General features: G+C 61.9%; 21 protein-coding genes. All 21 read right to left on the bottom strand.

Annotated elements, in window-relative coordinates; translation table 11 throughout:
• Positions 1-139 precede the first annotated feature (139 nt).
• Positions 140-1,180: a phage baseplate assembly protein gene (locus tag LOY35_RS06200; protein WP_258631440.1), complete on the bottom strand. Its 1,041-nt coding sequence runs from the start codon at positions 1,178-1,180 to the stop codon at positions 140-142.
• 3 nt (positions 1,181-1,183) lie between these two features.
• Positions 1,184-2,422, bottom strand: coding sequence for a DNA circularization protein (locus tag LOY35_RS06195; RefSeq protein ID WP_258631438.1), 1,239 nt, complete (start codon positions 2,420-2,422; stop codon positions 1,184-1,186).
• Positions 2,409-3,905, bottom strand: coding sequence for a phage tail protein (locus LOY35_RS06190; protein ID WP_258631436.1), 1,497 nt, complete (start codon positions 3,903-3,905; stop codon positions 2,409-2,411). The genes LOY35_RS06195 and LOY35_RS06190 overlap by 14 nt, the downstream gene beginning before the upstream one ends.
• 130 nt (positions 3,906-4,035) lie before the next feature.
• Positions 4,036-4,332, bottom strand: a complete 297-nt coding sequence (locus LOY35_RS06185) for a phage tail assembly protein (protein ID WP_047230006.1) — start codon at positions 4,330-4,332, stop codon at positions 4,036-4,038.
• Positions 4,329-4,676 (bottom strand): phage tail tube protein, encoded by a 348-nt coding sequence (locus LOY35_RS06180; RefSeq protein WP_258631435.1) that lies wholly within the window; start codon positions 4,674-4,676, stop codon positions 4,329-4,331. The genes LOY35_RS06185 and LOY35_RS06180 overlap by 4 nt, the downstream gene beginning before the upstream one ends.
• Positions 4,677-4,738: 62 nt before the next feature.
• Complete coding sequence (locus tag LOY35_RS06175) at positions 4,739-6,235, bottom strand: phage tail sheath subtilisin-like domain-containing protein (RefSeq protein ID WP_258631434.1); 1,497 nt, start codon at positions 6,233-6,235, stop codon at positions 4,739-4,741.
• Complete coding sequence (locus LOY35_RS06170; RefSeq protein ID WP_007907211.1) at positions 6,235-6,417, bottom strand: DUF2635 domain-containing protein; 183 nt, start codon at positions 6,415-6,417, stop codon at positions 6,235-6,237. Before LOY35_RS06170 ends, LOY35_RS06175 begins: the two co-directional genes overlap by 1 nt.
• Complete coding sequence (locus LOY35_RS06165; protein ID WP_258631432.1) at positions 6,414-6,998, bottom strand: hypothetical protein; 585 nt, start codon at positions 6,996-6,998, stop codon at positions 6,414-6,416. The genes LOY35_RS06170 and LOY35_RS06165 overlap by 4 nt, the downstream gene beginning before the upstream one ends.
• Positions 6,999-7,450: 452 nt before the next feature.
• Entirely contained in the window at positions 7,451-8,467 is a 1,017-nt protein-coding gene (locus LOY35_RS06160; RefSeq protein ID WP_258631430.1) for a contractile injection system protein, VgrG/Pvc8 family, read from the bottom strand.
• A gap of 9 nt (positions 8,468-8,476) precedes the next feature.
• On the bottom strand, positions 8,477-8,689 hold the full coding sequence (locus LOY35_RS06155; protein ID WP_047701972.1) for a tail protein X: 213 nt from the start codon (positions 8,687-8,689) through the stop codon (positions 8,477-8,479).
• The gene (locus LOY35_RS06150; RefSeq protein ID WP_024779062.1) at positions 8,682-9,065 is read right to left on the bottom strand and encodes a phage tail protein; all 384 of its coding nucleotides are present in this window, start codon (positions 9,063-9,065) and stop codon (positions 8,682-8,684) included. The genes LOY35_RS06155 and LOY35_RS06150 overlap by 8 nt, the downstream gene beginning before the upstream one ends.
• On the bottom strand, positions 9,065-11,191 hold the full coding sequence (locus tag LOY35_RS06145; protein WP_258631427.1) for a phage tail tape measure protein: 2,127 nt from the start codon (positions 11,189-11,191) through the stop codon (positions 9,065-9,067). The genes LOY35_RS06150 and LOY35_RS06145 overlap by 1 nt, the downstream gene beginning before the upstream one ends.
• A gap of 128 nt (positions 11,192-11,319) precedes the next feature.
• Positions 11,320-11,904: a phage tail assembly protein gene (locus LOY35_RS06140; RefSeq protein WP_258631426.1), complete on the bottom strand. Its 585-nt coding sequence runs from the start codon at positions 11,902-11,904 to the stop codon at positions 11,320-11,322.
• A gap of 141 nt (positions 11,905-12,045) precedes the next feature.
• Positions 12,046-12,552: a phage major tail tube protein gene (locus LOY35_RS06135; RefSeq protein ID WP_258631425.1), complete on the bottom strand. Its 507-nt coding sequence runs from the start codon at positions 12,550-12,552 to the stop codon at positions 12,046-12,048.
• Positions 12,552-13,718, bottom strand: a complete 1,167-nt coding sequence (locus LOY35_RS06130; RefSeq protein WP_024779058.1) for a tail protein — start codon at positions 13,716-13,718, stop codon at positions 12,552-12,554. The genes LOY35_RS06135 and LOY35_RS06130 overlap by 1 nt, the downstream gene beginning before the upstream one ends.
• Positions 13,719-13,720: 2 nt before the next feature.
• Positions 13,721-13,930 (bottom strand): hypothetical protein, encoded by a 210-nt coding sequence (locus LOY35_RS06125; protein WP_258631424.1) that lies wholly within the window; start codon positions 13,928-13,930, stop codon positions 13,721-13,723.
• An 89-nt stretch (positions 13,931-14,019) separates the two neighbouring features.
• Complete coding sequence (locus LOY35_RS06120; protein ID WP_258631422.1) at positions 14,020-14,457, bottom strand: phage tail protein; 438 nt, start codon at positions 14,455-14,457, stop codon at positions 14,020-14,022.
• A gap of 81 nt (positions 14,458-14,538) precedes the next feature.
• Positions 14,539-16,086 (bottom strand): phage tail protein, encoded by a 1,548-nt coding sequence (locus tag LOY35_RS06115; RefSeq protein WP_258631420.1) that lies wholly within the window; start codon positions 16,084-16,086, stop codon positions 14,539-14,541.
• Complete coding sequence (locus LOY35_RS06110; RefSeq protein WP_258631418.1) at positions 16,087-16,722, bottom strand: phage tail protein I; 636 nt, start codon at positions 16,720-16,722, stop codon at positions 16,087-16,089.
• Positions 16,719-17,714, bottom strand: coding sequence for a baseplate J/gp47 family protein (locus LOY35_RS06105; RefSeq protein WP_258631416.1), 996 nt, complete (start codon positions 17,712-17,714; stop codon positions 16,719-16,721). The genes LOY35_RS06110 and LOY35_RS06105 overlap by 4 nt, the downstream gene beginning before the upstream one ends.
• Positions 17,711-18,043, bottom strand: a complete 333-nt coding sequence (locus LOY35_RS06100) for a phage baseplate protein (RefSeq protein WP_024779051.1) — start codon at positions 18,041-18,043, stop codon at positions 17,711-17,713. Before LOY35_RS06100 ends, LOY35_RS06105 begins: the two co-directional genes overlap by 4 nt.
• Position 18,044: the final 1 nt, after the last annotated feature.

Raw genomic sequence — 18,044 nt, 5'->3', positions numbered from 1 at the left:
TGGATGGGGATTTTGTGGACATCCCGGAAACAGTGTGGGAGCGGGCTTGCTCGCGAAGGCGGCGTATCAGTCACCCCTGTGTCCGCTGACCCACCGCCTTCGCGAGCAAGCCCGCTCCCACAGGGGGTCGGTGTCAGGCTCAGGACTTGGGTGGCACCGGGTTCGCGTCGAAGGTATGGGGCGGGGCGACTTGCAAGGTGGTCACCGAGCCTTGAGCAGACAGTGAATAGGTCACCTTGGAAATCAGCATGTCGCCGTCGAACCCCAGCACCGGGTCGATCACCCGCACCAGACTGTTGTGGCGCCACAAGTCGCCATTGGCCTGGCGCCAGCCCTGCACGCGGTAGGTGGTGGTCAGGGCGCGACCGGTGCGGATGGCGCTTTCCCAGTCGGCCCGTTGCTGGGCCAGCTCGAAGGTCAACTGGGCGCTTTCGCTGATCACCGTCACCCGCTTGCGTTTGAAACTCAAGTCGGTGGCGGTGCCCGCCACTTCGCTCACCGCCGCCCCACTCTGCTGGTCATTTCCCTTGTGCTGGCCGATGACCCGGTATTCGGAGAACACCTGGCTGTAGTCCATCGGCGCGTTGCCCGAAAGAATGTTCTTGCCCAGTTCCAACACATCACTGGCCCGTCCAGCGCTGCCAGGTTTGGCCAGCAGCACGCGGCCTTCGGCGTCGTCAGTGGAAAACACCCGGAATAACGTCAGCAAACGGTCGATGGATTGAAAGACGGTTTCTCCCGGCACGATGCTGTGTTCGCTCAAACGCGCCGTTTCCGGGATTTCACTGACCACCCCCACGCCATATTGCGAGGCCAGTGCCTGGACGATGCTCAGCACCGTCTGCCCACGCCATTGGCTCGGATGATTGATCGCTGCGCAATCCACCAAATCCTGGGTCCTGGAACCTCCCTCGATGCTCAGCGTGATCTGGCGCCCGTCATAGCTGACCGGGGCCTTGAACACATAGCCGCTGAGCACCAGGTCGGCACCGATGCGCACCTGGCATTCATCACCGGGACGGATCGGCACCGCCTGGGTCTGCCCCGGCCATTGCCAGGTGACGTCGAGTTTGAAGGTGCGGAACTGACGCTCCAGGTCCGCACTGATTTCCACACTTTTCCAGCCGCCGTAGTCCAGCCCGCCGACGGTGAGCGTGACGACGTTATCGAACTCGCTCATGGCTTACTCTCCCGAGACTTTCAGGTCGTTGGGCGGCAGGAAACCCGGGTGGGCCACGCCGTTGCGCTGGATCACTTCGGTCACCCGGGTGGCATCGGCAAATTGCTGATAAGCCACCACCAGCGCCGGCAGGCTTTGCTTGAACGACAGGTTGATCAACCTGACACCCGACGACGCCACCGCCGTCAGGTGTGCGGCCATTTGCTGACGCAGGTTGTTCAACGCCTGGTAGTGATCCGGGTCGGCCTTGAGAGAGGCCTGCCAGATCGCTTCGTTGAGGGCATCGCGCAGAGCCAGCACATCGTCGGCCACCGGTACGTCCCGGCGTTGGATCGGCTGCACGGCCTGCTGCGCCACTGAAGGCGTGGCGCCGAGCTTGACCACCGGCGCCGCCACGGGCATCGCCGCAATCCATTGCGCGGCCTGTACCAACAGCGTGTCCTGGACCAGATCGGCCACGGCCTGGGCCGCCGCCGTGGTGTCCTTGCCGGTGGTGAGTTTGGGCGCGTCCGCCTGGCGGATGGCTTCGACCTGTTGTGACACGCTGGCAATCACGCCGCGATAGCCGTCACGGGCAAAGTCCTTCAGCTCTCGGATATCCCCCAGCAATCCCTTGAATTCCGCCGTCACTTCTTTGGGCAGCTCCTTCACCGCTTTGACCAGCTCGCTGAGCTGCCCATAGACCTCGATCAACGGCTTCAGCTCCTGCTCGATGACGCCGTAGACTTCCTTGAGACTATTGCGCAGGTCGGCGATGCCGATCCGCGCGGCCTTGATCAAGGTCATCGCGTCTTCGAAACGCCGCACCGCCGAACCCAGGAAGTTGTCCGCCGACACCAGCAGCAGTTTCTGGCTGTTGATCGCCGCCGAAGGAAATTGCAGCGGCTGGTCGGGGTAGAACTTCAGGGCAAACGTGACCAGTCCGCCGTCCTGGCGGGTCTGGGTCATGTCGCACTCGCCGACCTTGACCTGCATCCGTCCCAGCCAAGGGTGCACCAGCTCGCCGCGGCCCTGCTCCAGCGCCTTGAGCAGCTTGTCGCGCTGCTCCAGGCAGTCGGGGCCGACGATAAACGCGGTCAGTTCATGGATCCTCGCCTGCTGGCCCAGCCCTTCGAAAAACGGCTGGTCGCGCTGCGGGTATTCATGCAGCTGGCCCTTGTGCCCTACCGGGGTTTTCGCCTGGTCGACCCAGAACCCGACGCCACGGAACGACGCCGGCAACAAACGATCACGCCAGCTCATTGGAACCTCCTGCGGACAAAGAGCGATAACCGATGCGCGAACTCACCGCCAGGCCCGATTGATTGGTCTGCGGTGGGTCGGCGCGCAAACCGGCCGGCGCGTTTTCGAAGCGTACGGTCAGGCCGCCTTCAAGCTGGGTGCGGCTGTTCGCGGCGCTTTGTTGCACCAGCGCACTGGAGCTCTGCGGCAACGCGCCGGCGCTACCAAACAACCCCGGAGCCAGTTCATCCTTGCCTTCAGCATTGGTCTTCTGTTGCGCTTCGGTCAACCCTTGGACCTTGCCGGTGAACGTGGTGATGACCTCGCCAAAACCGCCATTGAAGAACGCCTTGATCGGCGCGATCACGCCCTGCAGCTCGTCCCACCACTGACTGAACCACTCACCCACCGGCCCCCACTGCTTCGTGAGGCTTTCGATGGGCGACCAGTCGAACAGGCCGCTGAACACTGCCAGCATGATCGACACCTGGTTACGGATGCCTTCCCAGATCCCGGCGAAGACTTCCCCGATCGTTCCCCAGTTGGCCATGATCAGGCCCAACGGCGTCCAGTTGAAAAGCCCTTGGAGCGCGTCCATCACCGGCACGGTCAAGGCCTTGAGCAGATCCCAGATGGCCGAGAACAACCCGGTCAGGGGCCCCCAGTTGCTGACGATCAAGCCCAGGGGCGACCAGGCGAACAACGTCTGCATGAAACCGATGACAGGCGTCGCCGCCGCCACGAGCACATTCCACAACGCGCCGAAGAAACTGCTGATCGGCCCCCAGTTGCTGATCACCTGCCCCATCGGGGTAAAGGCGAACAGCGTCTTGAAGAACTCGGCCATCGGCACAACGATGGGCGCAAGCCTTTGCCAGAGCCCGGCGAAGAACGCCGAGATCGGTTCCCAGTAGGCGATGATCATCCCTGCCGCCAAGGCGATGCCCATGGCGATCAGGCCAATGGGGTTCATCTTCAAGGCCAGGCTGACCACTTCGAGCGCCTGGCTCGCACCGCTGACGGCGGTCTGCATCGCGCTGAACGCCACGGCCCCCGTCGCCAGGCCCTGCACCAGTTGCGGATTGTCCTGCAGCACCTGGGCTACACCGCCGATCATTGGCTGTAGACCGATTGTCAGCGCATTGACCGCGGGCACCAACGCGGAGCCGAACTGCAACGACACATTACTGATGGATGTCTTCAATCCATCGAGCCCCTGTGCCGCCACCAATGGCGCTGCCGGAGTCTGGACGGCGCCGGCCGCCGCGCTCACCTCAACGACCTCACCCTTGAACGCCACCGCCGACTTGAGCCCTTCCATGAACGGTTTGGCGATACCTCCGTCCGGCAGCAGCCCGGAAATATCCAGGCTGCCGAGGCCGGTCGCATCGAGATTTTGCTTGAAGCTCTGGACCTTCGCCCGAAGGCCGGCGAGCTTGGGAGACAGCTCGTCGATGCCGGTCAGCAGCACCGCTTTTTTCTCTACCTTTTGTGTGTCTGCCATCACTGCACCTGCTGCATCGCATTGATCCGTTGCGCGTGCTCCAGGGATTCACGGAGCACATCCAGTGGCCTGGCCATCATCTGTTCGGGGTCAACCTTCCAGAACCAGGCCAGGTCATAGGCGGCTGCGATCAGGTCGCCGATGGCTGCGACGCCGCACTCATGAAAAAACTCGCGACGGCCCAGCTCAGCGCGTTGAGGTCGGCCAGGTCCAGTTGGTTGACCGACGACGGTGGGATACCGGCGCAAACTGCGATGTATTTGGCCGCGACGTCCATGTCCAGGCTCACCTCCTCGCTCTTGTCGATCTTGTACGGCAGCGCCTTGATCGCCCGGACTTCCTGCACCGTCGGACGGCGCAGGGTCAGTTCGCTCAACGGCTCGCCGTGGGCCTCGATGGCCACGCGCAACGTCACTACATCGCTCATTGCCAGGTCCCCTTGATGCCTTCGAACTTCAGCTCGATGGTGGCGTCGTCGCCCTTGGACACCGGCTCTTCCACCAGGTAGGCGCCGGCCAGCACGTAGACCTTGCCGTTGTTGAACTCGCAAGTGACGGTCATGTCGGTGCCGGACACCAGTTGTTTGAGCGGGAAATCCGCGGTGTGCAGCGCCGTCACCTTGAAGGACGGAGCGATGTCGGTTTCCTTGTAGAAACCCGGTACGACGGTTTCACGTTTGGTGAACATCAGCGGCGCTTCGCAGCCACCGTTGATGGTCAGTTGGGCGCCGTCCACTTTGACGTAGCAGGTGCCCGCAATCAGTTGACCCATGGTGTTTCTCCTTCAAATAAAAAGCCCACGCGGGGTGGGCTGAATTCATGCAAACGCGACAGTCAGGCGGCAGCGTCGTACTGCAGACGGAATTGGTTGAGCAGCGCGAACACCCTCAGGCCGTTGATGTAATCCGGCGGGAACAGCACATTGACCCGGCTCGGATCCTGGCTGTCGCGCTCAACGATCAGGTGTTCGGCGAACAGCGCGGCGTTTTCCACGTGGCCTTCCAGCTCGAGCTTGGCGTACTGGGCGATCAGCTCCCCACGAATGGTGCTCGGGGTCACGATCGGCTGGCCGGCGCCGAAACGGGTGCCGTCGGAGGCCAGTTTGTGGCGGCCGTACTTGCTGGTGATCACGCTTTGCAGACGACGCACGATGAACGCCGACTGGTGCATGGTTTCGCTGTCCAGGTACGAATTGTCAGCTTGGCCGAAGGCATTCTTTTGATACGTGGTGATCGAACGCTGAATACGTACGTAGCCGCCTTCGTAATAGGCGGTCGCGATACCGTAGTTGAGCAACGACTGGCGCTCGGTCAACGTGAAGCGCTCGCTGGCCGGCGCCGGATCCAGGCCCGGCAGGCTGCCGCTCTGGGTCGGACGGCTGGCGTCGGCCGAGATGAACACGGCGGTGCGCGCGGCCAGTGCGGCGGCCTGGACCCACGACGGTTGCGGTACGCCCGGTTCCAGGGCCTGAATGGTCATGTGCTGGTCGTTGCGCGCCTGGCCGGCCGCCACCAGGGTGCCGATGGTGCCGCGCTTGGCACTGTAGACATGGCCGAACAGCTGCTTGGCCCAGGACCAGCGGCCGGTGCTGTCATCCATGACCGCTTGCCAGGTGTTCAGGCTCGACAGGTCGGACCACGGCATGGCGATGAATTCGAACGGTTCGTCACCCAGGGCCGCGACGGCGGCGGTCTGGTCCGGCACGCCTGCGCCGCCGGTCATGGCGGTGACGGCGGTGGTCAGGCCCGCAGGGGTGTCTTCGCCATTGCTCTTGCCCAGGCGATTGAACTGCAGGCTGATGTCGTTGCCACTGTCGCCGGTCCATTTGGCGCTGAGGGTCACCACGCCGTCGACGGCCGCGGCGGTCACTGGCAGGTCGGCCGTCGCATTGACTTTCAAAGCCAGCGCCGTGGCGGCCTGGGCCTCGGTGGCACCGTTGACGATGGCCGCCTGGACGCGTACACCGCCGACGTACAGGTTGAGCACGCCACTTTCGGTGGCGGTGCCGGTGAGGGTCAGCACGCCCTTGGCGATGGCGCCTTCGACGTTGTGCAGCGGCAGGCACCAGATTTCGCCGAGCGGATCGGTCTTGCGCCAGGTCTCGTACATCGAGGCGAGCATCGAGCCCTGCCCGCCGATGCTTTTGGCCAGGGCGACGCTGGAGACCAGCACCAGCTTGCCGACCTCTGCCGGGGCAACGTTGTCGTTGACCTGGGCCACGATCAACCGGCGCATGGCCGACGACGCGCTATTGGCGGCCGAGTTGTCCATCTCGGCGTAGAACAGCGGAACACGAATGTCCGCGGGGATATTGCTGAATCCGATCGCCATTATTTGGCTCCCTGTGGTTTCGCCGCTTTCACGGCTTTGGTAGTGATATCGCCATCGGCCAGACGTCGACGCCACCAGGCGTTGTCCGGCACTTCGCGGCCTTCGAGGGGCAACAGGTCGCCCGCTTCCGGGTCCGGTACCACACGGCCCGGGGCCGGCAGCACGGTGATGCGTTTGCTCATGGGGTTACGTCTCCAGAGAAAGTCAGTTCCAGGCGCCCGTCGGGGCCGGGACGTTTCAGGTTGGGGTCCGCCGGGTCGATGGCATCGACCCGCACGGTGGCCCCGGTAAAGGACGACAAGCCGTCCAGTTCACGTTCGTGCCAGCTTTCGGCAGGCTGGCTCGCCAGATTGCGGCCCAGCTGGAACTCAGCGAAAAAGCGCAACCGGAACAACGCTCGGTCGCTGTTGACCGAGATCGGTTCGCTGCCGTCGTATTCGATGCCGGTGTAAGTGACGCCGGGCTTGAACCCCACCAACCCGCGCCACAACTCGGAACGCAGGTCGTGCAGCCGATCCAGTGCATTTGTCGGGTCGGTGGCGTCGAGCACCAGCACCACGTCGAAACGGTCACGCACCGTTTGCAGCGTGACGTTCTGCGCCGTGTTCCGGCTCGCCACATCGGCGGTCGGCAGGACGTAGGCACATGGGGTTTGCAGTGGTGTGCCGGCTTGTAGCGTGGCGAGGTCCAGCCCCGCGACCACTCGGCTGGCGAGCGTCGGGCATTGCTCACGCAACTGCGTGAGGATCGGCGTGATCTTCATGGAGAGTGCTCCGGTGATAGGCAAATGAAGTCAGAAGCCCTGTGGGAGCGGGCTTGCTCGCGAAAGCGGTGGGTCAGTCGAGACAGATGTTGGATATGTCGGCCTCATCGCGAGCAGGCTCGCTCCCACAGAGGTGCTGCGTTTATTCACGAATGCTGTGATCGCCAACGATCCAGGGTGGGAGCGGGCTTGCTCGCGAAAGCGGTGGGTCAGTTGAAGTGGATGTTGGATGGGCTGGCCTCATCGCGAGCAGGCTCGCTCCCACAGAGGTGCTGCGTCATTCACGAATGCTGTGATTGCCAACGATCCAGGGTGGGAGCGAGCCTGCTCGCGATGGCGGTGGGTCAGTCGAGATAGATGTTGGATATGCCGGCCTCATCGCGAGCAGGCTCGCTCCCACAGGTCCTGCGTCATTCCCGGATGTCGTGATTGAGGGCGATCCAGGGTGAGAGTCAGGCCCTGGCGTCGAGGCAGGTTGCGTCGATCTTGCAGCGATAGCTTTTTTCCCGGTCACCGCTGGCAGTGACCTTGTCGATCGACCAGCGGCCGCGCATGAAATCCGGCCAGGTCGGGTCCAGCAGGACGATACCCTCGGCGGACAATCCCGGGTTGCCCGGACATTCGATGGCGACTTTGAGGGCTTCGCGCATCAGCCGGCGCACTTCGCCTTCACCGACGGCGCGGGCGTCTTCTGCGCTCTGAAAATGCTGTCGAAGGATCTTGAACGGCGCGATGCCACTTTCCTCCACCTGCACCTTGCCGGCCGCCGCGTCCCACCAACGGGTCTTGCAGCCCTGGTACTTCGCCCGGGCGGTTTCATCGAGGACGGCGGAGATAAAGGCTTGATCGCCAGGACGATTGTTCGTCGTCACCGACAGCTTGATCTCCGGCAAAACCTTGCCCGACAGCGACTTCGCCTGACCACGCCGAGCCAGCACATACACTTCGTTGATCGGTTTGGCGACGGCGTCATACCGGTGGGCCAACCGCGTCAGGAAGCCCATATCGGTTTCGTTGGACTGGTCGATGTGCTCGATTTTTATCAGCGACAGCTCCGGCGCCACACGCGGCGAAAAACCATGCCTGGCGGTCAGTTCACGAAACAACGCGCCCAAGGTCGTCGGGCCATGGCTGACGGACCGGCGCTGCTTGAACCCGGTCTGGTCCGCCGCACTGAATGGCGCCGCCATGGCCACCAGCGTCAAGCGCAGGGGAAACAGCGTCGGCGTGCGCCGGGTAATGACGAACTCACCCTTGTCCACCAGTCCGGACTCCAGGTAACCCACCCGCAGACCAATTTTTCCTCCCAGGCTGGGTAACCCCTCAAGCCCTTCCAGGCTGATGACGAGGGTCAACTGATCGGACTCGATGCCCGCCGCGTCGACGTGGGTCCAACTGAGCAATCGCTCATTGAGCAGTGCCGCGTTCGCACCATAGATTTCCACTGCGGGCGTGAAACCCAGTGACATGTTGCCTCCTTAATCCCAAGCCGATACCGGTGCGGGTGCAACGGGTTTCAGATCCACTTCAGGCAAGGCAACCCACACCCCTGCCGGCAGCACCGGCCCCCATTCGGCCAGTCCGGGATTGAGCAGCCAGAGCGCTTGCTCGGTGGCATCGTCACAACACTCGAGCTCGCGGTACAGCAACAGATTCACCGAATCACCGGCGATACTTCGAACCCTACGCATTGGCGAACTCCGTCAATTCAATCACCCAACCGACCACCATCGCCGTGCCGTCATCGATGACCTCGGTCTGGGTTTCCGACACCTTGTTGATTTGCCACAACCCCCAGTTGCGCCCAATGCCATCCACCAACGGCACAGGCACGCGCAAGGCCTGCAATGCACGCAGCTCATCGAGCCGATCCATAGCGGTCGCGTACATCGACTTGCCAGTGATGGTCAGCCCTTGCAGACCTTGGCCGACCTGGCTGGACTTGGGTTTGCTGGTGAGGATGTCGATGCTCTTCCAGCCGCCATCCGAGGTGCGTACCAGCGAGTGGTACGCGAAGTTTCTCGACAGCCCGAAAATGAAACTGCCGAGTGCCATTTGCTGACGCATCACGTACCTCCGTCGGTCAGGGCCGCATCACTGCGCATGGCCAGTGAGTTGGGCATGGTTGTCAGGCCGAACTGGCCGGTGATCTGCTGCACCACCAGATTGGCCAACTGACTGGCGCTGGCCTGGTCCTGACCGTTGATGTAGATGTTGGCGGTCATGGTGTTTTGTTGAGTGCTGGCCTGGCTGCTGGTGAGGTCTTTGCTGACCTGTTCCGGGGCGTCGAGCTTGTCGGCGGGGGTGGCCAGTTTTTCACCCAGCCACTCACCGCCCCAACTGCCCGCCATGCTCCCCAGCAACCCACCGATTACACCTCCGACCGCGGTTCCCAGGATGGGCACCACGCTGCCGATCATCGCGCCAGCGGCGGCACCGGCGTAGGTCCCTGCGAGCCCGCCACCGGCAGAGCCCAATGCCCTACCGACCGCTTTGTCATCGCCGTCTTGCAGGCCTTTGGCGACATCGTAGCCAGCGCTGAGTAACATCAGCGGCGCGGCACGGCGGGTGACCGCCGAGCCCATCCTGGCGGCGCCCAGCAAACGGCTCTCGCTCGTCATGGACGGAATCTGGAGAGAGGCCTTGCCGGCGCTGCCTTGCCTGGCGCGTCGGGTCGTTTTCTTGCCTTTGCGGCGCTGTTCCGGCGCATCGACCGTCAGGTCTTGCGCCTCGGAAATCTGCCTGGCACCGGCCAGCGCCAGGAGTTTTGTCGCGGCCGCCGTGACGGCCGAAACCATCGCGACCTTGATCTCGGCGCCGCGTGCCAATGCCAGAGCCCCTGCGAGTACCAGCAACCCGGCGGTCGCTTTCGGTTGCGCCTGGGCCACTTCGCTCAGGCCATCGGCCAGGCCACCGAGCGATACCATGACACCGTCAGTCAACGGCGCCAGGGCATTGCCGCCCTCAGCGAGCATCCGGTTCTTACTGGCATCCAGCGCATTGAAGCGCCCCTGGGACGTGTTCCCCAGCGCCTCGGCGGTGGCCGCCAGCGAACCGTTGAACTTCGGCAGTGCCCCATCGGGGGTGCGTTCGGACACCAACGTGAACGCTTTCTGAGCACCTTCCGGCTTCTTCAGCAGTTCCAGAATCGCCGCGTTTTCACCAAACAGTGTCTTGCTCAGCGCTTGCTGTTCTTGCGCAGGTTTCTGCTTGAGGGCTTCCAGCACCTGGCTGATCGTGCCGGCGGCGTTGTTGCGCAAGCCGTTGGCGATCACAGCAGGATCAAACTTGGGGTTCAGCTCCGCCCAGGCCTTGCGTTGCTCAGGCGTTGCCGCGTTGCCCTGGGCCAATGCCGTGGTGAACCCTTTTGCCGCATCACCGGCATCCGCCTTGCTCACGCCGCTGTTGAGGAACGCCGCCGCGAGGGCCGCCACCTGTTCCGGGGTCATCCCCGCGGCGAGGCCCGCCTCGCCACTGCGCTGCACCACGGCGCCGATATCGGCCGCCTTGACATTCAGGCCGCTGTTGCCGAGGTGGTTGGTGGCGTCTGCCAGCGTCTGGCGCTGGCCCCGATCCAGGTTCATCGAGCTGCGCCAACCGAGCAACATTTCGCTGGCGGTCTTGACGTCGAGGTTGAGGGCCGACGCCATCACTGCGCTGTCACGGGTGAAACTCAGCAGTTCGTCCTGCCGTTTGACCGGATCAGAACCCTCGCCGATACCCGCCTTCGCCGCCGCCAGTTCGACCTGGACCAACTGGACCGCCGTGGCCCCGCTGGGCGCGACCTGTCTGTCGGCGGCCATTTTCAGATTGGCCTGCGACAGCTGCTGCAACGCGGCCCTATCCAGCTTCAGCACCTGGTTGAGCTCGACCATCGCCAACTCGGTCGCCATCGCAGATTTGAGCAGGCCCGGCGGCGCCTGCTGGTCAACGTCGGCCTTGAGCTTCGACTTCGGCTCACTGTTTGGCGCCGGTACCGAAGCACCGGCCTTGAGCAATGATTGTTGCGTCGACAGGACGGCGTTCAACGACGCCAGCGCTTCACGCAACTTGACCTGCTCCGACACCAGCAGGCGGATGTCGAGACTGGCCGTGCTCAGGGCCAGATTCAGCCCCGACGTTTCAGACACACTGCCCAGTGACGGCAACTCAATGCTGGCCGCACCGGACAGCGAATACTTACTCTCTGCCATCCCGCTCTACTCCTGTTTCACGCCAAGGCGAGTGATCGCGATGTCGTAACGGCGCAATGCCTTGCCGGCGTCCCATTCCAGAATCTCCGCCTCACTTACCGGGTAAATGAGCGGCACCACATCGAGGATCACTTCGATGTCGCGCTCCGAAAGAAGTCCGCCGGTTTGTTTAAAAAATCGTCGATGCGCACCTGCAGTTGTGTCCAGTCGGGCACGGTCAGCAGGTCCAGGTCGGGCAGCATCAGGCCGGTGCAGTGGGCGGTGATGAATTCGGCGCGTTCCTTGGCCGTCTTCAGCTTCTTCATCGCCTTGGTGGCCCGCAGCACCGGCATTTCCAGGGCCAGCGACGTCACGCTGCGACCTGCCACGTTGAGCGGTTGCAGCAATTGCACTTGGTCGTGATCGGCCGGTGCGTGGTCCGCTTCGGCTACCTGTTCGAGGAAATACGCCGCCGGACGGGTCGACATGTCGTGCACGTACTGGGCGATGCTCACGTAGTCCGGGCGCTTGAGCTGATCCAGCTCCTTGGCCGACAGGCCGGTGGCCAACCTGGCCAGCTCGAAAAACTGGTCGTCCTCATCGTCGCCGGCACGGGCCAGGGCGTCTTTCTGCGCGGCGTAGAACAGGGGTTTGAGTTGCAGCTGGTCGATCTGCGATCCGTCGTCACCGGTGATAGGTGACAGCAGAAGGTGTTGGGGAGGCGTCCAGGACATGAATCAATTCCTTGGGTGAATGTGGGCCCCTTGTGGGAGCGAGCCTGCTCGCGAATGCGCCAGGACCTTCAGCATCAAGGTGTCTGGCACACCGCTATCGCGAGCAGGCTCGCTCCCACAGGGACGGTGTTCAACTGAGGTTCAAGGCAACAGCACCGCACGGCGCGCATCGCCGAGAATGTCGACGCCGTTGAGCACGAACTTCTGGGTACGCACGTCGATGTCGATCACCGGAACGCCGTTTTCCAGGCGGTTGTAGGTGCGGCACGACAGCTCGAGATTGGTCTTGGGCTTCTCGCCCATCTTCAGCGCGGTCTCTTCCAGGGATTTCAGCTTGCCGCCGACGGTGTGGTAGGTGAACCAGGTGTTGCCATCCTGATCCTGGCCGGCTTCACGCACGTTCAGCAGGATGTCGTCACCGACGCTGACGCCCAGCGCCAGCATGACTTCCGGGCCGACACCTTGCAGGCTGAGCTTGGCATTGAGCGCCTTGCCACCCTTGGCCATTTCCTCGGTGATGAAGCGCCCGCCGCGCATTTCTTCCATGTCGAACTCGATCTTCGGCGGGGTGAATTCTTCCACGGTCGCCGACAACGGCAGGCCTTGCAGGGTGGCCGCGATGGCCTGTCTTACGCGGTTGGTAAACATTAGAGAACGTCCTCCAGGAACTGCTCGATGATTTCATCGCGGGCGTTGAGTTGATAAATCATGTGTTCGTTCGGCGCGTAGCGGCCGTAATCGATCACCACGTACCAGGTGCCGTTCTTGTACTTCTCGACACTGTTGAGTTCCGGATGCAGGTAGACGCTGCCGCCCGGGATGGTTTCATCGGCCACCAAGGTTTGCAGCCAGTCGTTGATGCGCTTGACCTCCTGGTCCATGAAGGACTTGGTCAGGTTCTTCGCCATGGCCTTCTGGCCAGCCTTGACCAGCTTGCGGCTGATGGCATCTTCCAGGCCGACGTAGCTGATGAACTTGCCGGTGATGGAGCGGTTGCCCAGCAGCGAGAAGCCGCCGAGGATGGTCCGGGCGTAATAGCTGATGCCGTAGCGGTTGAGCAGGTCGCCTTCGGTGGAGGTGTCGAGGATGTTGTATTCCACGGTGCGCGAGACGTCTTCGGCGTAGGTCACCTGGTTGCCCGGGCTCTCCCATTGCTTGACCTTGGCGAGCGCGGCGATGGCCAGGCTCGATGGGGCCAGGAAGACGTTTTTCTTCGCGGCCTTGGAGTACACCGCCGGCATGTTGTGCACCACCAGGCAACGGTCGAAACCAAGGTCGGCGCCGCCGAGTTCCTGGCTGTAGGTCACTTGATCGGCGACCGCGGCATCCTTGCCGTCGAGTACTACGCGAGCCTTGATGCGCTTGCCGAACGAGGCGAACTCACTGGCCACCGCCTTGGTGCCGGTGAAGCCCGGCGCGCCAATGATGGTCAGGTCTTCTGCCACGCCACTCAAGGCCGCCAGGCCCAGCTTGCGACCAGTCTGCGCTTCGATGCCGCCGATGACGTTGTTCTGCGTATCGGCGGGGGTGGCGCCCTCTTCGACGATGACCACATAGACCGGCACCTTGACCACTTTGAGGATCTGGAACACCGCGTGATACAGCGTACCGGCCTCAGTGCCGGTCGGATCGAGCAACGCCTGGGTGGTGAAACTGTTGATGCGGAACGGGGCATTGCGCGGAATCAGCGGATCGGCCTTCGGCGCGGTGCCGACCAGCCCGATGACGTTGTCCCCCAGGCCACCCATGGCCTCCGGGGATTCGGTGGCATTGACGGTAATGCCGTTGTGCTCGAAGTTCAAAACCTCAGCCATGGTTATTCAGCCTTCTTGGTAGCGGCCTTCTGGGCCTTGGTGGGTGTGGAAGCCGGCTCAACGGCCTCGGCTTTTTTCAGTTCCAGGCGACCGGCGCTGTGCAGGGCGCTGGCCTCGACGTCGAGCAGATCGAGTTCCTGATCGATGGTCGACCAGTGGCCGCCGCCGGTGGGGAATGGGACGAGTACGGTGTAGGTTTGGCGTAATGCCATTTGGGTTTCTCCAGATACGAAAAAGCCCCTTCGGGAAGGGGCTTTCAGGGTTTTGACGGATAAGAAAACGCCCCGTTGATGCGGGGCGTTTATTGGGGCTGTTCAGGTAGCCAGAACGGGGCTATCGGACGATGGTCGAGCATAGGAAACTCCCCGGACTCCGGCCAATTGCGTAGCGACCGGCGATACGCTTGAAGCTCCGAGTATTGTTCGACAGAAAGAGTAGTCACTCGTCCATCCTCCAACTCGTCGCGATGCCGTGCAACCATGCCATCGCTCACAACAAGTTGGCCGTCACGCCATCCTCGCTCAATTGTTGCTAAAGACTCAGGCGATTGCGCAGGTGGATCGACCAATATTGGATAGCCATCTTCGCCACTTGAAATCCGCTTCCCTAAGGACTGCCCCTCAAGAAGCTCTGTATGGCGCTCTCGGGTTATTTCAACCGCATCCTCGGGGATCTGCGCAACAGAATGGATGAAGTCATCGTAGAACCCCCCCGTTGTCTTGCTTGAAAAAAGAGTCATCTTCTCACCTCGCACTCACACTCCCTGTATCCAGGACTGATGAAGTAGTTTTTACTTTAATAGTGTTTCTTATCCTGAATGTCAGTAACCGATGGCAAACAGGAAAATGGCGTCCCCTCCAGTTGCCAACTGACTCGCAATGATGGCTGATACTTTAGGGGTTCCAGAGGGATGGGCTCCACATGCATACATGCTGGCACCAGAAGCCGTGCCGTCGTTACTGGCAAACACACGAAAAGCCGCGTTTGGAAATGCTATCGGGTAAGTCCACGTCCCGAATCCGTTTGCATTACCGGCGGTGCCCCACTGGATAATCAGACCGCTCGGGAGTTTCTGATAGCCATTGGCAACAAGGCTCGCGCCAAACTGGCTGCTATGTTTGTTAAGGTGAGAACCGCCAACCATTCGCCAACCTGATCCGACATTCACAAGAGTGACTGAATCAAGGGCGCCAATGGAAAATGAGGTGATAGTTGACCCCGTCGCACCTACGTTCGGACCTATGATGTCGGACTCAGCCGCCGCAATAGTGGTATCAGCGACACCGGCAGAAAAATGGATCGTCGCGCCGGTAGGTAGCCCGCTGATGGGTGGTAACGTTACAACTTTACCAAGAAGTCCAACAGACCCAACCAATAGGAAGCCACAATGCGCAGCCGTCAGGCTGATCGTATCGGTGATAGCTATAGCGGCACTAAGATTACCCAGAGCCCGTTGCACGAACAAGTTCGTAGCAAGCTTGTTCGTGTTATCGAACTGAGCCGCTGTTTGAGCTGTAGGCGTTCCTTGTAAAGCTGGAGAGTTAATCGGTGCAAATCCTTGAGTGACGTTTTGAAACATCAACGCCGTAGCACCCAATACAATCCCACCATCAGTAATCAATTGCCAGATCGTATTGGCGAGTGCCGCGCCCTCCTCCACCGAGACAATCAAGCCCGAAGTAACCTCGGCATTCGCATCGGCATCCTTTGCCCGAACCCAGGCGTTGTTAGCGACTGCATAAATGCCATTATCTTTCGCCAACGTCTGGGACTTAACGAGCACCCGGTCCCCGGCAACCACTGCGACACCATCAATAGTCTGAGCACCACTCAAAACAATATTCGCCGTGGTCGCCACCCGCACCGACTGCTTCCTGTCGAGCTTGGCAAGTTCATCAGCGACATAACTGCTGACCCAAGCCCGCGTCGCCTTGACTACCGTATCGTCAATCAGCAACGTCACCAACGCCGCATTACTGGTCTCGAAAATCGACCGGATATAAAACTCTTTCCCCGAACCAGACGTCGCCAACACCGGCTTGAACGACTCCGGATATTTGACAATCGCATACAGAACCCCGGTATCGGTCCAGATCCCGGCCTCACGCACATACCAGCCGCCCACTTCAGGCGGGATGGTCACTTCGGCCAGCAACCAACTCGGATTTTTCTCATCCTGGAACAACGCATTGAGCGGCCCGCGCCAGACTTCGCGCTTGAGTGCTGTAGCGGTTGCAGCCGGGTTGTAGACCGCACCACCGCCGTCTCCGACGGATATCTGCGAGAGTTTGATGGGTGTGCCCGCCGCCTTGCAGGCGGTTTCGTAGGCGATGCCTGCATCGGTAAGCAGGGTGTAATAGTCAGCCATTCAGGCCCCCTCTGGATAAATGGTGGATATTTCGACGGCGTAGAGCCCGGCAGCCATGAAGACTTGTCCCGAGGCTTCCAGTCCTTCGATGACGATCGGGTAAACCGTGGTCAGTTCACCGCACAGCGTGGCGGCGCCGATGACGTGCTTGCCGAATGCGCTCAAGCCGACCGACACCGTCAAGGTGTCACGCTCGCTTTTGGCGTCAGCCAGACGGTGATCGAGACGGGCGTCGATTTCTTCGCTGTAGGGTTGTTCGGTAAAAGCCCTGACGGAAAAGCTGTAGGGCGAACCAACGGGCGTTTGCTCATACCAGGCGCGAACTTCGGGCACCAGTTGCAGCCCCTTGGCCGCGTTTTCCAGTGCCTTGCGCGTCCCGGCTTGCCGTGCAGTCGGCCAGGCAAGTTCAAGGGTCAGACGCTTTTCAACCTCTGGGGCCGTGGTGCTCCACTCGTTGACCCCGCGATCCGCCGCGAGATACGGCAGGAACGCCGCAGGTGTTGCAGCCGGGTTCATCAGCTTCGGAAACGGCGGGTCGATACGTTCGAGCAGCCGGGCAAAACCGATATCCAGGGCCCTTTCCAGCGCTGAGCTATTGACCGGCAGCAGGCTTGGGGTCGGGGTGTCATCACTCATAACGTGTCCACCTTCACCTCGACACCCGTGCAATACGGCGCCTGGAAAGCCGTTGTCACGATCGGCGCCAACGGTTCGAGAATCTCGAGCCGAACCGCACCGGCGCTGTGCAATGTGTAGTCGATCCAGCTTGGATCGACCCGGCCCTCCAGGCGATGGCACGCCTCGGCGTATTCCTGCAATTGCCGTTGCGCAGCTGCCTGGGTCAAGCCCGAATCAGGGCCTGGATTGATCTTCGCCACGACGCGGATTTTGTAGGGCTTGATCTGCGCGGCCTGGACGATGACCAGGTCCGTTTCCGGTCGCACATCGGGCCGGGCAAAATGCTGGCGGACCCCGTCGAGCAGTGCCTGGGAGGGCACGCCGTCGTCCTCGCGGGACAGCACCGTCACCGTGACTTCGCCCGGTGCCGTCCGGCGTCCGTTGCCGTCCTTGACCTGGGCTGCAAGCCCGTCCGAGTCGAAGGTGTAGGTCACCGTCACGACCCCCGCCGCACTGCTGTCCACCTTCACTGCGGGCCGCTCGCCAAGGGTGAAAATCTCCCGTCGATACTGCATGCGCGACCCGGCCGCCGGGGCATGGGGCGCGAGGTAGTAACGCAACCGGGCGTCATCGTCGCTCTCGTAGACCGGGGCGATGGGTGGGAACGCCGCCGGGTCACCCGGGTCGAGCAACTGGCGTTCGAGCCCCATATCGGCCAAGCGGGCATCGAGGTTACTGCCAGTGGCCCACCACGCCAGCATCTGCTTGATCCGGGCGTTGTATTTGCGTTCGTGGGTTTGCAGGCGCACGCAGAAGGCCTCGAGGGCCAGGGTCAGCAATTCGCTTTCGTTTTCCAGGCTGACCTTCAATCTGGCCGCGCTGTCGGGGGAGCGTGCACCGACGTACTCGACCACGAAGGTCTTGAACTCGGCGAGCAGATCCTCGAACGCGTCGACGGTGACGATGGCCGGTTCGGCCAGTTGGTTCTGGCCGGGTATCAACATGCTCATGTCACCACCTCGAAAGTCTGTTTGCGGTTTTTCCAGGTGCCGGCGAAGCGCAGCAGCAATCCGGCGCCCTGGCGGCTGGCGACGATGACCTGCGGCTCGAAATCGCCGATGCCGTTGTGGGGGTTGTAGAAGGCTTGGGCTGCGTGGCTCTGGGCAAGAATCAGCAGGTCATCACCGAGGTTCTGCCCCAGCAATTGCGTGAGCGCGCAGCCATACAAAGGGCGTTTCTGGCGGGTGCCCAAGGGAGTGGTGAGCGCCCGGGTGGCGCGTTGGACGAACTGCGGCCAGTCGTCCACCGTGGCGCCGGTGTTTCTATCGATTCCGATCATG

The sequence above is a fragment of the Pseudomonas sp. B21-028 genome, assembly GCF_024749045.1.
In the GTDB taxonomy this organism is placed as follows: domain Bacteria; phylum Pseudomonadota; class Gammaproteobacteria; order Pseudomonadales; family Pseudomonadaceae; genus Aquipseudomonas.
This window is presented reverse-complemented; position numbering and strand designations above follow the sequence as displayed.